The organism is uncultured Amnibacterium sp., from assembly GCF_964250715.1.
Lineage (GTDB): Bacteria > Actinomycetota > Actinomycetes > Actinomycetales > Microbacteriaceae > Amnibacterium.
In genome coordinates, this window is the sequence record NZ_CAXUGX010000001.1 from 608,326 (window position 1) to 622,783 (window position 14,458).

A 14,458-nucleotide genomic window follows, 5' to 3' on the forward strand; every position below is an offset into this window, starting at 1 on the left:
CAGGTGTCGCGAATCGAGGCAGACGGCCGATGCCTAGGTGACCGGCCCGGTCCACTTCTCGCCCGGGCCTTTGCCGATCGGGTCGGGGATGGTGGAGGCCTCCCGGAACGCCAACTGCAGGGAGCGCAGCCCGTCCCGCAGTGGTCGGGCGTGCGAGTCGCTGATCTCGGGAGCCGCCGCGGTCAGCAGCCCGGCGAGCGCGGTGATCAGCTTGCGCGCCTCGTCCAGGTCGGTCTGAGTGGCCGGGTCGTCGGCGAGTCCGCACTTGACCGCCGCGGCGCTCATCAGATGCACCGCCGTCGTGGTGATGACCTCGACGGCGGGCACGTCGGCGATGTCCCTGGCCGCGTCGGCCGCCGGGTCGTCGCGGTCGTACGGTGAGGGCACGTCGATCGGGGACGGCGTATCGATGGGTCCGGACGTCATGTGCGCACCTCGACACTCCTCGGACCTGCCGATCCGGTTCATCCCGTGCGGGCCCGCCATGGGGTCCATGCGGGCCGGGCCCGTCGGGCGCCCGCTCTGATAGGCTGTTGCGGTTCCGAACGCCAGTCGTTCGGTGAGCGAAGTGGAGCAATCCCACCCGAGCAACCGCCTCATCAGGTTACCGGGTCGAAGAAGCACTCCCTCCGAAAGGGGCGGGCGCCACCCGGCGTCCGCGATCCGAGGGGCGGCTGCGATTGCCCAGCAATGGGCGGTTGCGGCGCAGGGTGCAGGTTCCGGCGTGCCCACGAGCGCCCGGGACGGAATCGAACCACTCGCCCGCCGGTCGAATCGGAGTCGGACGTGGACGCGCACCGCGTCCGCGACCACAAGCGCGGGCTCATCCCGCGCTCGAGAGCTATCGAACAGGAGCAAGCGCATCAGCGATCCCCGCACCAACGACCGAATCCGAGTTCCGGAGGTCCGACTCGTCGGCCCCGGCGGCGAGCAGGTCGGTGTCGTCCCAATCGAAGCGGCCTTGAAATTGGCGCAGGAGGCCGAACTGGATCTCGTCGAGGTCGCGCCGAACTCGCGCCCGCCGGTGGTCAAGATCATGGACTACGGCAAGTTCAAGTACGAGACCGCGCAGAAGGCGAAAGAAGCCCGTCGCAATCAGGCGAACACGATCTTGAAAGAGGTCCGGTTCCGCCTGAAGATCGACAGCCACGACTACGAGACCAAGCGCAAGCGCGCCGAAGGGTTCTTGAAGGCGGGCGACAAGGTCAAGGCGATGATCCTGTTCCGCGGGCGCGAGCAGTCGCGGCCCGAGCAGGGTGTGCGGCTGCTGCAGCGATTCGCGGAGGACGTGCACGAGTACGGGTCGGTCGAGTCGACGCCGATGATCGACGGTCGCAACATGGTGATGATCATCGGGCCGCTGAAGAGCAAGGTCGACGCCAAGGCGGAGCAGAACGCCAAGCGCGTGCAACGCACCACGGACGCGTCCACCGACGCGGCCCCCACCCCCGCAGCCGCAGGTGCTGCGCCGAAGGAGCAGTAATGCCGAAGATGAAGAGCCACTCGGGCGCCAAGAAGCGGTTCAAGGTGACCGGCAGCGGCAAGATCATGAAGCAGCAGGCCGGCATGCGGCACAACCTGGAGGGCAAGTCCAGCGTGCGCACCCGTCGCCTCAACCAGGACGCGACGCTGTCGACTCCCGACGCGAAGAAGATCAAGAAGCTGCTCGGCAAGTAGCCCCACGGACCTACCAGGTCCACCGAATCCGTCGGGCTGCTCGCTCGAAAATCAAGGAGAAGAATTCATGGCCAGGGTCAAGCGCGCCGTTAACGCGCACAAGAAGCGCCGCGTCATCCTCGAGCGCGCCGAGGGCTATCGCGGCCAGCGCTCCCGCCTCTACCGCAAGGCGAAGGAGCAGGTCACCCACTCCCTCGTCTACGCCTACCGCGACCGTCGCCAGCGCAAGGGCGACTTCCGTCGGCTGTGGATCCAGCGCATCAATGCGGCCAGCCGTGCGAACGGCCTCACCTACAACCGCCTCATCCAGGGTCTGAACCTGGCCGGCGTCGAGGTGGACCGCCGCATCCTGGCCGAGCTGGCGGTCAACGAGCCCGCGACGTTCGCGGGCCTGGTCGCGACGGCCAAGGCCGCGCTGCCGGCGGACACATCGGCACCGAGCGCCGCCGCGTAGCACTCCTTCGGATTCGGGGCCCGGTCTGCGGACCGGGCCCTTCGTCGTGCGAGCGGCGATCGGTGGTGCTCCCGCCGTGACAGCATCGGCAGGGTGATCGAGTCTGCGCGTTCCGCGGTCGTCAAGCGTGTCCGTGCGCTGCGACAGAAGCAGACCCGATCCGAGACCGGGCTGATGCTGTGCGAGGGTCCGCAGGTGGTGCGGGAACTCATCCGGCACCGCGTCGAGCTGGCCGTCGAGTTGTACCTGACCACTGCGGCGCACGAGCGGTACCCGGAGTTGGCCGCGCAGGCGATCGGCGCCGGCGTGCAGGTGGAGCTGGCGTCGGAGGAGGCGCTGGCCGCGATGGCGGACACGCAGACGCCGCAGGGGATCGTCGCGGTCGCCCGGCAGTCGCCGGTCGCACTGCGCGATCTGGTCGACACCGACACCCGGCTGGTCGTGCTGCTGGACGAGGTCCGTGACCCTGGCAACGCCGGCACCGTCATCCGGGCCGCGGATTCGGCGGGCGCTGACGCGGCGGTGTTGACCGGCACCTCCGTCGACCCGTACAACCCCAAAGTGGTCCGGGCGACGACCGGGTCGCTGTTCCATCTGGGGGTGACCACTGGCGTGACGCTCGCGGCGGCGGTCGGCGCACTGCGCGATGCCGGCCTGCAGATCCTGGTCACCGACATGGCGGGCGAGCCGCTGCCGACGCTCGGCGAGGCACTCTCCCGGCCCACCGCGTGGCTGTTCGGCAACGAGGCGCACGGCGTCTCCGCCGAGGCCCGGGCGCTGGCGGACCGGGTTGTCTCCGTGCCGATCTACGGTGCCGCCGAGTCTCTGAATCTGGCGACCGCGGCGTCGGTCTGCCTCTACGCCTCCGCCTTCGCCCAGCGCGGCTGAGCGGCCTGCCGTGAAGAGAAAGGGGTACCGACAGACTGCGCCACCGGTACCCCTTCCGCCCGCCTCGCTATCGGCCGATGGACGCCGACTTCAGAAGCTGCTTGAAGGTCAGACTGCCGAGGCCGGTCACTTCGTCCCAGCCCCTGCGCGACAGCAGCGAGCTGTCGGTGTCGAGCGTGACCAGGAAGGTCGTCGGCGTGCCGTCGTCCGCCACCGATGTGTAGACGACCGCCTGGCGAGGTGACTGCGGCACCGGGTCCGTGAACGCGGCCGACAGCTTCTGCTTCGCCTTGTACAGGACGGGGTTGGCGAAGCCGAGCGTGGTGCGGGTCGACGCCTGCACGATTGCGACCTCGGCCGCGGTGATTGGCGACGCCAACGATGTTCCACCGATCGGGAACTGCTGGTAGTCGCCGGTTGCCAGCGTCGAGTCGTCCACGATCGGACGGATCCCGATCAGGAACCCGGTGAACGGGTCGGCGAGTGCGGCAATGTCCGGCACCGCGCGTCGCCCCTGAGCCACCGAGGACGGGACGACCCCTCGCTGCCAGGACGGCTCGTCGAAGATCGAGCTGCGGCCACCACCGGCACCGGCGTAGAACACGCCCGGCAGTGGTAGCCCGTAGCTCAGCGCGCCGGAGGCGTCGGCGACGATCGGATCGAGGTTGTTCCCCCAACCGGTCGTGAACTGCACCTTGTCGTCGGCGCCGACTGCAACCGACGTGCCGCCGACCGCGATCGCCCAGGGCGATGAGGCAGGCAGATCCACCGCGGTCCGGCCCAGGTTGACGCTCTCATCGCCGCTGTCGCCCGAGGAGAAGTACGTGCCGATGCCTTCACCCGCTGCCTGCAGCGTCTGCGTGATCTCGTAGACCGACTCCGCCATGCTCAGGTCCTCGCCGAGCTCGCCCCAGCTGTTGGTGATGATGGTGGCCCGGTTGTTGTCGATGATGTTCGACAGGGCGAGGTCCAACCCGCCGAGGCAGTTGAAGCCGCCGACGTACAGGATGTGCGCCTTCGGAGCCACCGCATGTACCGCCTCGACGTCCAGCGTCTGCTCCGCCTGCCAGCCGCTCGGCTGCTCGCAGATGTCCTGGTCGGTGAACGAACTCGGCGACGGCACGATCTGGGAGTAGGTGGAGGAGGTCAGCCGCGGCTCGCCCTGCCCGTCCGAGTACGTGTTCACGTCCTGCACGATCGTCGGCGACGCGTAGGCGTCTGTGATGGCGACGGTCTGACCCTTGCCGCGGTTATTGGACGAATTGAGCCCGTAGATGGCGCGGGTTTGCTTCGGCGTGTAACCGCAGTTGTCCGTGCTGTAGCTGTCCTTCCCCCAGCCCGGCGGGACCTGCACGGTGTGCTCACCGAAGTACTGCGAGCACACGTCCTCGGTCGGCAGGTCGGCCGCCCGAGCCGCCTTCGCGCTCACCGCAGCGTGGTGCACCGCCTTCGCCGTCGGACGGACGACGTTCGCCGGGCGGCGCAGACCTTTCGCACCACTCAGGCTCACACCTGCGACCTTGTCGCGCAGCGCCGTCGGCACCGACGGTACCGACGACGGCGCCGTGAGCGTGTGCCCCCGGTAGCTGAAGTGGTGCAGCGAGGTCGCGAATGCGGCGTCCGCCGCCGCGACGGGTCCGCGGAAGACCACGTACTCGCGGCTCTTCGGAACGCCCGTGATCGTGAAGCCGGCCGCCTGCAGGAAGCGTGTGACTTCTCGCAAGGTGGCCTTGGACGGGGCGTACGACGAGATCCATTGCGCGGCCGACGGGTAGTGGTGGAACTTCTTGGAGCCGGGCGTGCTCACGTCACGCGCGAGCTTCTCTGCGCCGGCCTGGTTCTTCAGCGGAACGAAGATCTCGCCTTCCACCGTCTGATCCGTGGGCGCGGCTCCGACATCGTTGCTGCGGACCGCCCAGGAGGGCACGGAGCCATGGAGTGACGCGCGACTGGCCGCGTCGGCGGCGGATGTTCCGGTCAAGCAGAGGGCGGCGGCCGCGACCACGGACAGCGCCGTCATCGAGATCGCGCGGGCAGAAGATCGCTTCGAGCGCAGGGGCATGCGTCATCTTTCGAGGGGGGAGGGAGCCGCGCGGGTACGCGGCCCGACGACCCTATGGGCAGCCCTCCGGAGCGACAAGAGTCTGTGATGAAAAATTCTCCGGCGGCGTCCGTCTTGCAGTGGAAGATGGCGAACCCAGTGGAAGACCGGATCCGCTGCCATCAATGAGCTGCGGGTGGCTCAGCTGGTTTCGACGACGAGCTGCACGTCGATGTTGCCGCGGGTGGCGTTCGAGTAGGGGCAGACCTGGTGGGCGGCGCGCACGAGCTCTTCGGCTGCCTGTTGGTCGAGGCCGGCGAGCTCGACGTGCAGCGTCGCGCCGATCGTGTAGCCGGGGCGGCCGCCGTCGAGGGGCAGCAGGGAGATGTCGGCGACGACGGCGGAATCAGTCAGGGTGATCTGCTGTGCCCTCGCTACGCCTTTGATCGCGGAGTGGAAGCACGCCGACCAGCCGGCGGCGAACAACTGCTCCGGGTTGGTGCCGCCACCGGGGCCGCCCATCTCGGTGGGTACGGCGAGGGTCAGGTCGAGCTGGCCGTCGCTGCTGACGACCTCGCCGCCGGCGCGGCCGTCGCCGGTCGAAGTGGCGGATGCGGTGTAGATGTCGGCCAAGGGATCCTCCTTCGTAGAGCGCCGGAACCGGCGTCGTGGGAGGCAAGCGGACCGGCGTTACCGCTATGCCCGCCGCGGACGACCGGCTTGTGGAGGGACCTGGGCCGGCGCGCGCATCCTGTCCTGCCGTACCCGGATGCGAAGGGGAATCACGCGCACGGCGATAGTCGGACTGTGCCTTGGCGTCGCGGCGGTGGCGGGGCGGGTGGTGACGGCGAACGACGTGGCACGGTTCCTGACCGCGCAGGGGGTGGTGCATTCCGAACCGCGCTGCTGGGCGGTGGTGGGCGTGCCGGCCAACTTCTGGGTGGAGGTCGCTCCGGTCACCGCGGAAGGTGAGTTGTTCGATAGAGCCGTGCAGGTGCGGTTCACGCCGTCCGGGCACCTGTGGGACTACTGCGACGGTGAGGTCCTGCACACCGATACTCGGAGTGCGTCGTGGGCGCAGCTCGGTCAGGGGGAGTTGACCGAGTCTCCGACCGGGACCGCCGAATACCGTGTCGGTCACGGCCAGTGGGTCGCGGTGCAGGGCGACGTGATCGCTCCCGCACCACCCGCGTCGATGGTCGTCGTCACCGAATCCACCGTGCTGACCGCGGCGCCCTGAGCGTCGCGGCCAGGGCGCCGGGGAGGCCTACGCGCATCCGCTTCCGTACACTGGCTACCCGTGTCCGACGCCCCGACTCCGCAGGTCGTGGACGCAGCAGTCAATGAGGCCCTCGCCGCTGTCGCCGGCGCATCGACCAGCGCCGAGCTGAAGTCGGCGCGGATCGCGCACACCGGTGAGACCTCGACGCTCGCCCGGCTGAACGCGACGATCCGCGACCTGCCGCCCGCCGACAAGCCCGCCGCGGGCAAGCTGATCGGGCAGGCCCGGGCGCGCGTGAATGCGGCGGTGGCCGCCCGCGAGGCCGACCTGGTCGAGGCCGAACGCGCCGCACAGCTGATGGCGGAGCGCGTCGACGTCACCGCTGCCGGGGTGCGCGTCATCCCCGGCGCCAGGCACCCGCTCAGCCTGCTGCGCGAGCAGGTGGAGGACGTGTTCGTCGGAATGGGCTGGGAGATCGCGGAGGGGCCGGAGCTCGAGAGCGAGTGGTTCAACTTCGACGCCCTGAACATCGATCCCGATCATCCCGCGCGCAGCCCGCAGGACACGTTCTTCGTCGAGCCGCTCGGCAGTCACCTGGTGCTGCGCACGCAGACCTCGCCCGTGCAGGTGCGCTCGCTGATCGAGCGCGGCGTGCCGCTCTACGTGCTCGGCCCCGGCCGCACCTTCCGCACCGATGAGCTGGACGCCACCCACACGCCCGTCTTCAGCCAGTTCGAGGGCCTCGCGATCGACCGTGGGCTCACTATGGCTCACCTGCGCGGCACCCTGGAGCACTTCGCCCGCAGCATGTTCGGCGAGGCCGCCCGCATCCGCCTGCGCCCCAACTTCTTCCCCTTCACCGAGCCGTCCGCCGAGATGGACGTCTGGCAGCCCGCGGCCAAGGGCGGTGCCCGCTGGGTGGAGTGGGGCGGCTGCGGCATGGTGCACCCGAACGTGCTGCGTGCCGCCGGCGTGGATCCGCAGGAGTACCAGGGCTTCGCGTTCGGCATGGGGATCGAGCGCACCCTGCAGTTCCGCAACGGCCTGAACGATATGCGCGACATGGTGGAGGGCGACGTGCGCTTCTCCCGCGCCTTCGGCTTGGTCGGTCGGTAGCCGCATGCGCATCCCCATCGGCTGGCTCCGCGAATGGGCCGACCTGCCCGCCGACGCCACGCCCGAGGCGCTGCATGCCGCACTCGTGCGGGTCGGCTTCGAGGAGGAGACGGTGCACGGCGGCGACGTCGCCGGTCCCGTCGTCGTCGGGCAGGTGCTGGAGTTCACGGCCGAACCGCAGAAGAACGGCAAGACGATCCGCTGGTGCTCCGTGCAGGTCGCGCCGGACGGCGAGCGCGCCGCGGACGGCGGCGGACCGGTACGCGGGATTGTCTGCGGCGCCGCCAACTTCCACGTCGGCGACAAGGTCGTCGTCACCCTGCCCGGTGCGATCCTGCCCGGGCCGTTCCCGATCGCCGCGCGAAAGACCTATGGACATGTCTCGGACGGCATGATCGCCTCCAGCCGCGAGCTCGGGGTCGGCGAGGAGCACGACGGCATCCTGCGGCTGGCCGAGATCGGCCTCGATCCCGAGGTCGGTACCGACGCGATCGTCCTGCTCGGCCTCGACGATGCCGCGGTCGAGATCAACGTCACGCCCGACCGTGGCTACGCCCTCTCCATCCGCGGCATCGCCCGCGAGTACGGCGCATCCACCGGAGCGGCGTTCCGAGACCCCGCACTCGCCGTCAGCCCGCCGACGTCGACCGGCGGCGGCTCGGTGTCCGTTCGGATCGACGATGCGACGCCCCTGCGCGGCCGGGCGGGGGCCGGGCTGTTCGTCACCCGGGTGGTCCGCGGCATCGACCCGGCGGCGACGACTCCGCGCTGGATGCAGGCCCGGCTGCGGCTCTCCGGCATCCGACCCATCTCGCTGCCGGTCGACATCACCAACTACGTGATGGTCGAGCTCGGTCAACCGCTGCACGGCTACGACCTCGACCGGTTGCAGGGCGGCCTCGGCGTACGGCGCGCGGAGCCCGGGGAGCGGCTGACCACGCTGGACGGCCAGGAGCGCGCCCTGCACCCCGAGGACCTCGTGATCACCGACGACTCCGGAGCGATCGGGCTCGCGGGCGTCATGGGCGGGGCGACGACGGAGCTGTCCGGCACCACGCGCAACGTGGTGATCGAGGCCGCGACTTTCGATCCCGTCTCCATCGGCCGCACCGCGCGGCGCCACCGCCTGCCCAGCGAGGCGAGCCGTCGGTTCGAGCGCGGCGTCGATCCGGCCGTCGCGGCGGCGGCCGCCGAGCGCGCCGCCGGCCTGCTCGTCGAGCTCGCCGGCGGGACGGCGGAGCCCGGTCAGACGGTGGTGGGGACCGTCCCCGAACCCGCGGCGATCCTGCTCGCGCACGACGCGGTGTCCGCTCGCGCCGGCGTGACGACGACGCCCCCTGAGACCGTCGCAGCGCTCGAGGCGATCGGCGCGAGCGTCGTGGAAGGCGCGGATGGTGCAGACGGTTCAGAGGGCCCGGATCGCGCGGCTGCCTGGACGGTCACCCCGCCGACCTGGCGTGGCGACCTGTCCGAGAGCGCCGATCTGGTCGAGGAGGTCGTGCGTATCGTCGGGTACGACCGCATCCCCTCCGTGCTGCCGGTCGCGCCGCCCGGCCGCGGACTCACCCGCGCCCAGCAGCTGCGGCGGTCGGTCGCCCGCACCCTGGCGGCGGTGGGCGCCGTGGAGGTGCAGACCTACCCCTTCGTCGTACCGGATGCGCAGGCGGCGTTCACCGGCGACGCCCCGGCCATGCGGATCGCGAACCCGATCGACCCCGCCGCGCCGCTGCTGCGCCGGTCGCTGCTGCCCGGCCTGCTCGACATCGTGCGCCGCAACCGGGGTCGCGGCCTGACCGACCTGGCCCTGTTCGAGACTGGGACCGTCTTCCTGCCCGAGGTCGGCGTCGAGTACGGCGTCGCCGAGCTGCCGCCGCTCGGTGCGCGCCCGGCACCGCAGCTGCTCGGCCGCCTGACCACGGCGCTGCCGCCGCAGCCGCAGTACGTCGCCGCGGTCTTCAGCGGCGCTCAGGTGCCGAAGCAGCCTGGCCGCTCTGCGGAGAGCGCCGACTGGCGCGACGCCATCGCCGCCGCCCACGAGGTCGCCGCGGCCGTCGGCCTGACCCTCACCATCCGAGCCACCCAACCGCCGGGGTTCCATCCCGGCCGCGCGGCGCAGCTGCTGGTCGGCGACGAGCCCGTGGGCAGCGCGGGGGAGCTGCTGCCCGCACTCACCGAGCAGGCGGGCATCGTCGGACGTGTCGCCGCCGCGGAGCTGGACCTGGACGCCCTCATCCGACTGGCCGACGCGCACGTGGACATCCCGCCGATCTCGCCGCAGCCCGCCGCGACCCAGGACCTCTCCCTGGTCGTCGACGTCGATGTGCCAGCCGGATCGGTGCTGGAGGCCGTGATCGACGGAGCCGGGGAGCTGCTGGAGCATGCCGCCCTGATCGACGACTATCGCGGAGGCGGAGTGCCGGACGGCGCCAAGTCGCTGACGTTCGCGCTGCGGTTCCGCGCGCCCGACCGCACCCTGACCGCCGCCGAGGCGACCGCCGCCAAGCAGGCGGGCGCCGCGACGGCGGCCGCGCGCACCGGCGCCACCCTCCGCGAGTAGGAGCGGGCGCGCACGAGCGCCGAGGGACGCACGACGCGCGCCGATAGGCTGGCTCGATGGGCTTGCGCGTCGCAGTGGCCGGCGCGAGCGGCTATGCCGGTGGTGAGATCCTGCGGCTCGCGGCCGCCCACCCCGACTTCGACGTGATCACCGTCACCGGTCACGCCAGTGTCGGTCGCTCCTTGTCCGAGGTGCAGCCCCACCTGCGCAGCATCGGTCATCTGAACCTGCAGGAGACATCAGCGGCGGTGCTGCGCGACCACGATGTCGTGTTCCTCGCGCTGCCGCACGGCCGCTCCGGGGCACTGAGCGACGAGTTGCCGGACGTACCGCTGATCGTGGATGCGGGAGCGGACCATCGCTTGACCGATACCGACGACTGGGCCGCCTACTACTCGGGCGACTGGCACGGCGCCTGGACGTGCGGCATCCCTGAGCTGCCGACCGCGCACGGCAGGCAGCGGGACGCCCTGGTCGGCGCACGGCGCATCGCCGCGCCGGGTTGCAACGCCTCGGCGGTCAGCCTGGCCCTCGCTCCGGCAATCGCGGCCGGCCTCGTGCACGCGGGCGACCTGGTCAGCGTGCTGGCCGTCGGTCCCTCCGGAGCCGGCCGAGTGCTGCGCGACGACCTGCTGGCCGCGGAGCTGCTCGGGTCCGCGCATGCATATGCCGTCGGCGGCATACACCGGCACACCCCGGAGATCCTGCAGAACCTCGCGCTCGTGACCGGCCGTCGCGGCACGCTCTCGTTCACGCCGGTGCTCGTCCCGATGGCGCGCGGTGTGCTGGCCACCAGCACCGCGCGGCTGACGGACGGGACCGACGAGCAGGCCGTGCGCGAGGCGTACCGGACCGCGTACGGGGACGAGCGGTTCGTGCACCTGACCGGGCCCGGCGTGTTCCCCGCCGTGCAGCACGTGCTCGGTTCGAACACCGTCGCCATCGGGCTCGCGATCGACCGGCGCGCCGGACGCCTGGTCACCGTCGCCGCACTGGACAACCTGGTCAAGGGCACCGCCGGTGCGGCCGTCCAGTCCGCCAACATCGCCCTGGGTCTCGACGAGGCGGCCGGGCTCGCCGTGGATGGAGTCGCACCGTGAGTGTCACCGCAGCAGCCGGATTCGAGGCCGCCGGGGTCGAGGCGGGCCTGCGAACCGGCTCCGGACCCGACTTCGCCCTGGTCGTCAACCGCGGGCCGAGCGCTGCCGCGGCGGCGGTGTTCACCCGCAACCGGTGCACCGCGAATCCGATCATCTGGAGCAAGCAGGTGATCCGCGACGGCGTGGTCTCGGCGATCGCGCTGAACTCCGGCGGCGCCAACTGCTACACGGGCATGCTCGGCTTCCAGGTGACGCACGCGACCGCCGAGGCGGTCGGCCGGGAGTTGGACATCTCCGCCGGCGACGTGCTGATCTGCTCCACCGGCCTGATCGGCGAGCAGCTGAACACGGCCAGACTCGTCGACGGCGCGACGAAGGCGGCGGCCGCGCTGACCGCCTCGGGCGGCACCGCCGCAGCCCGGGCGATCATGACCACCGACACGCACCCCAAGCAGGCCGAGCGCCGCGGGGACGGCTACACGATCGGCGGGATGGCGAAGGGCGCGGGCATGCTGGCGCCCGGACTCGCGACGATGCTCGTGGTGTTGACCACCGACGCCGACGTGGAAGCGCCCCAGCTCGACACCGCTCTGCGGGCCGCGACCCGTGTCACGTTCGACCGGCTCGACTCCGACGGCTGCATGAGCACCAACGACCAGGTCACCCTGCTCGCCAGTGGCGCGTCGGGCGTCACTCCGGATCCGGCCGATTTCACGCGGCTGCTGACGGAGGTGTGCCTCGACCTGGCCCTGCAGTTGCAGGGCGACGCGGAGGGGGCCGGCCATGACATCGCGATCGAGACCCGCGGTGCCCGCTCCGAGGAGGAGGCCGTCGCCGTCTCGCGGGCGGTGGCGCGCAGCAACCTGTTCAAGGCCGCGGTCTTCGGCAACGATCCCAACTGGGGCCGCGTGCTCGCCGCGGTCGGGACGACCGATGCGGCGTTCGATCCGTTCGGCATCGACGTGGCCATGAACGGGGTGCGCGTCTGCCAAGCCGGCCAGCCGGACCAGCCGCGCGACCTGGTCGACCTGACCGACCGGGCCGTGAGCGTGGTCATCGACCTGCACGCCGGAGGTGCCGCGGCGACCGTCTGGACGAACGACCTGACCCACGACTACGTGCACGAGAACAGCGCCTACTCCTCGTGACCGACGGCACGTCCGAGGCGCCCCGGCTGCCGACCCAGTCCACGACGCCGGCGCAGGCGGCGGCCAAGGCGGCGGTGCTGATCGAGTCGCTGCCCTGGATCACGCGATTCGCCGGCCGCATCGTCGTGGTGAAGTTCGGCGGCAATGCGATGGTCGACGCGGAGCTGACCGCCTCCTTCGCCGAGGACATGGTGTACCTGCGCACGGTCGGGCTGCAGCCGGTGGTGGTGCACGGCGGCGGTCCGCAGATCTCCGCGATGCTCGACCGGCTCGGTATCCCCAGCACCTTCCGGGGTGGCTATCGGGTGACCACGCCCGAGGTCATGGACGTGGTGCGGATGGTGCTGACCGGTCAGGTCAGTCGCGATCTGGTCGGTGCCATCAACCGGCACGGCCCGTTCGCCAGCGGCCTCTCCGGCGAGGACGCGGGCCTGTTCGGCGGCCGTCGTCGCACCGCGATCGTCGACGGCGAGCCGGTCGACCTCGGCCAGGTCGGCGACGTGGTGCAGGTCGACCCGGCCGCCGTGCTCGCCCAATTGGCGGCCGGCGGCATCCCGGTGGTGTCCACGATCGCTCCCGACTTGGACGCCCCGGGGCAGTCGCTCAATGTGAACGCCGACTCCGCTGCCGCAGCGCTCGCCGTGGCGCTCGGCGCCGAGAAGCTGATCGTGCTCACCGACGTCCCCGGGCTCTACGCGGACTGGCCCGATCGCCAGTCGCTGATCAGCGCCCTGACCGCCGACCAGCTGGCCGCACTGCTGCCCGGCCTGGAGACGGGCATGATCCCCAAAATGACCGCGTGCCTGGAGGCGGTCGTCGGGGGGGTGCCGAAGGCCGCGATCATCGATGGGCGCGTGGCACACTCGGTACTGCTCGAGATCTTCACGGGCAGCGGCATCGGCACGGAGGTGACCCGCGCATGACGATCGACATCGGCGAGCCACTCACGGCGCTCGGTGACGCGTCGCTCGGCGACGCTTCGGTCGATGACTGGGCGCGGCGGCGCGACTCCGCGCTCGTCGGCAGCTACGCCCCCGCCCTGCGCCTGCTCGTCCGCGGCGAGGGCTGCTGGGTGTTCGACGACGCGGGCAATCGCTACCTCGACTTCCTCGGCGGCATCGCCGTCAACTCCCTGGGGCACGCGCATCCGGTGATCGTCGCGGCCGCCAGCAGCCAGGCCGCGACCCTGGTGCACGTCTCGAACTACTTCGCGACGCCGTCGCAGATCCAGTTGGCGGAGCGGCTGAAGGCCATCACAGGCGCGGGCGAGGCCGGTCGGGTGTACTTCGGCAACTCCGGCGCGGAGGCGAACGAGGCGGCGTTCAAGCTCGCCCGGCGCCACGGCGGAGGCAGCCGGCCGCGCATCCTGACCCTGACGGGCGGGTTCCACGGGCGCACCATGGGGGCGCTCGCGCTCACCGGCAAGCCGGCGCTGCAGGCGGCGTTCGGGCCGATGGCGCCGGGCGTGACGCACATCGAGTCGACCGTCGAGGCGCTGGAGGCGGCGATCGGCGACGACGTCGCCGCGCTGATCCTGGAGCCGATCAAGGGCGAGACGGGCGTCGTCCCCCTGCCGGAGGGGTATCTGACCGCCGCGCGCGCGATCACCGAGCGCCACGGCGTGCTGCTGATCGTCGACGAGATCCAGACGGGCATCGGCCGCACCGGCGCCTGGTTCGCGTACCAGCACGAGGGGGTGGTGCCCGACGCCGTGACGATGGCGAAAGGCATCGCCGGCGGCGTGCCGCTCGGCGCGCTGGTCACCTTCGGCTGGGCGAGCGACCTCTTCCAGCGCGGCGACCACGGTAGCACCTTCGGCGGCAACCCGTTCGCGACCACGATCGCGAACGCGGTGCTCGACGAGATCGACCGCGCCGGCCTGGTGCAGAACGCCGCGACCCGGGGTCGGCAGATCGCGGACGCCATCCGCGCGATCGGCTCTCGGCACGTAGTGGAGGTGCGTGGTCGCGGCCTGCTCATCGGCGTCGGCGTGACCCCTGACACGGCACCCGCGATCGGTGCAGCCGCGCTGGAAGCCGGGCTGATCGTGAACGCGATCAACCCCACCTCCATCCGCCTCGCGCCGCCCCTGATCGTCGGCGACGCCGAGATCGAGGAGTTCGGCTCCCGCTTCGCCACCGCCCTCGCCGCGGTCTGACCCCGCACCCCCTCCCGCTCCGCCGGAATCGGCGCCCCTAGGTGTGCTGTCCAGGGAGGTTGGTCAATCTGCTGATGGGGGTGGCGCCGCCGATTCC

14 protein-coding genes are annotated in these 14,458 nt (G+C 71.2%); 11 read left to right on the top strand and 3 right to left on the bottom strand.

What is annotated here, in order from left to right:
• Positions 1-33: 33 nt before the first annotated feature.
• Positions 34-426, bottom strand: a complete 393-nt coding sequence (locus tag ACFE7H_RS02825) for a DUF1844 domain-containing protein (RefSeq protein ID WP_375399667.1) — start codon at positions 424-426, stop codon at positions 34-36.
• A 436-nt stretch (positions 427-862) separates the two neighbouring features.
• Between ACFE7H_RS02825 and infC the strand changes: the two genes are divergently transcribed.
• From infC to ACFE7H_RS02845, 4 genes are all read left to right on the top strand, one after another.
• On the top strand, positions 863-1,483 hold the full coding sequence (gene infC / locus ACFE7H_RS02830; protein ID WP_375399704.1) for a translation initiation factor IF-3: 621 nt from the start codon (positions 863-865) through the stop codon (positions 1,481-1,483).
• Positions 1,483-1,677 carry a 50S ribosomal protein L35 gene (gene rpmI, locus ACFE7H_RS02835; RefSeq protein ID WP_375399668.1) on the top strand — a complete coding sequence of 65 codons (195 nt, stop codon included), beginning with the start codon at positions 1,483-1,485 and terminating at the stop codon, positions 1,675-1,677. Before infC ends, rpmI begins: the two co-directional genes overlap by 1 nt.
• A gap of 67 nt (positions 1,678-1,744) precedes the next feature.
• Complete coding sequence (gene rplT, locus ACFE7H_RS02840; protein ID WP_375399669.1) at positions 1,745-2,131, top strand: 50S ribosomal protein L20; 387 nt, start codon at positions 1,745-1,747, stop codon at positions 2,129-2,131.
• A 93-nt stretch (positions 2,132-2,224) separates the two neighbouring features.
• Positions 2,225-3,019, top strand: a complete 795-nt coding sequence (locus ACFE7H_RS02845) for a TrmH family RNA methyltransferase (protein WP_375399670.1) — start codon at positions 2,225-2,227, stop codon at positions 3,017-3,019.
• Between the two features lie 67 nt (positions 3,020-3,086).
• Here ACFE7H_RS02845 and ACFE7H_RS02850 read toward each other — a convergent pair whose 3' ends face one another.
• Positions 3,087-5,081, bottom strand: coding sequence for a protease pro-enzyme activation domain-containing protein (locus tag ACFE7H_RS02850; protein WP_375399671.1), 1,995 nt, complete (start codon positions 5,079-5,081; stop codon positions 3,087-3,089).
• A gap of 180 nt (positions 5,082-5,261) precedes the next feature.
• Positions 5,262-5,693, bottom strand: coding sequence for an organic hydroperoxide resistance protein (locus ACFE7H_RS02855; protein ID WP_375399672.1), 432 nt, complete (start codon positions 5,691-5,693; stop codon positions 5,262-5,264).
• A 136-nt stretch (positions 5,694-5,829) separates the two neighbouring features.
• Here ACFE7H_RS02855 and ACFE7H_RS02860 point away from each other — a divergent pair, with 136 nt between their 5' ends.
• The 7 genes from ACFE7H_RS02860 to ACFE7H_RS02890 are packed head-to-tail and all read left to right on the top strand — an operon-like array spanning position 5,830 to position 14,361.
• A complete protein-coding gene (locus ACFE7H_RS02860; RefSeq protein WP_375399673.1) occupies positions 5,830-6,300 on the top strand; it encodes a hypothetical protein in 471 nt (156 codons plus the stop codon).
• Positions 6,301-6,360: 60 nt separating this feature from the next.
• On the top strand, positions 6,361-7,398 hold the full coding sequence (gene pheS / locus ACFE7H_RS02865) for a phenylalanine--tRNA ligase subunit alpha (RefSeq protein ID WP_375399674.1): 1,038 nt from the start codon (positions 6,361-6,363) through the stop codon (positions 7,396-7,398).
• A gap of 4 nt (positions 7,399-7,402) precedes the next feature.
• Entirely contained in the window at positions 7,403-9,955 is a 2,553-nt protein-coding gene (gene pheT / locus ACFE7H_RS02870) for a phenylalanine--tRNA ligase subunit beta (protein ID WP_375399675.1), read from the top strand.
• A gap of 56 nt (positions 9,956-10,011) precedes the next feature.
• On the top strand, positions 10,012-11,055 hold the full coding sequence (gene argC, locus ACFE7H_RS02875) for an N-acetyl-gamma-glutamyl-phosphate reductase (RefSeq protein ID WP_375399676.1): 1,044 nt from the start codon (positions 10,012-10,014) through the stop codon (positions 11,053-11,055).
• Positions 11,052-12,203: a bifunctional glutamate N-acetyltransferase/amino-acid acetyltransferase ArgJ gene (gene argJ, locus ACFE7H_RS02880; RefSeq protein ID WP_375399677.1), complete on the top strand. Its 1,152-nt coding sequence runs from the start codon at positions 11,052-11,054 to the stop codon at positions 12,201-12,203. Before argC ends, argJ begins: the two co-directional genes overlap by 4 nt.
• A gap of 26 nt (positions 12,204-12,229) precedes the next feature.
• Complete coding sequence (gene argB, locus ACFE7H_RS02885) at positions 12,230-13,126, top strand: acetylglutamate kinase (RefSeq protein ID WP_375399705.1); 897 nt, start codon at positions 12,230-12,232, stop codon at positions 13,124-13,126.
• The gene (locus ACFE7H_RS02890) at positions 13,123-14,361 is read left to right on the top strand and encodes an acetylornithine transaminase (RefSeq protein WP_375399678.1); all 1,239 of its coding nucleotides are present in this window, start codon (positions 13,123-13,125) and stop codon (positions 14,359-14,361) included. The genes argB and ACFE7H_RS02890 overlap by 4 nt, the downstream gene beginning before the upstream one ends.
• The last annotated feature ends 97 nt before the right edge of the window (positions 14,362-14,458 follow it).

Excerpts from the sequence above, each read along its gene's own strand:
- ACFE7H_RS02825 (WP_375399667.1), bottom strand. The coding sequence starts at position 426 with ATGACGTCCGGACCCATCGATACGCCGTCCCCGATCGACGTGCCCTCA.
- rpmI (WP_375399668.1), top strand. The coding sequence starts at position 1,483 with ATGCCGAAGATGAAGAGCCACTCGGGCGCCAAGAAGCGGTTCAAGGTG.
- rplT (WP_375399669.1), top strand. The coding sequence starts at position 1,745 with ATGGCCAGGGTCAAGCGCGCCGTTAACGCGCACAAGAAGCGCCGCGTC.
- ACFE7H_RS02850 (WP_375399671.1), bottom strand. The coding sequence starts at position 5,081 with ATGCCCCTGCGCTCGAAGCGATCTTCTGCCCGCGCGATCTCGATGACG.
- ACFE7H_RS02860 (WP_375399673.1), top strand. The coding sequence starts at position 5,830 with ATGCGAAGGGGAATCACGCGCACGGCGATAGTCGGACTGTGCCTTGGC.
- pheT (WP_375399675.1), top strand. The coding sequence starts at position 7,403 with ATGCGCATCCCCATCGGCTGGCTCCGCGAATGGGCCGACCTGCCCGCC.
- argC (WP_375399676.1), top strand. The coding sequence starts at position 10,012 with ATGGGCTTGCGCGTCGCAGTGGCCGGCGCGAGCGGCTATGCCGGTGGT.
- ACFE7H_RS02890 (WP_375399678.1), top strand. The coding sequence starts at position 13,123 with ATGACGATCGACATCGGCGAGCCACTCACGGCGCTCGGTGACGCGTCG.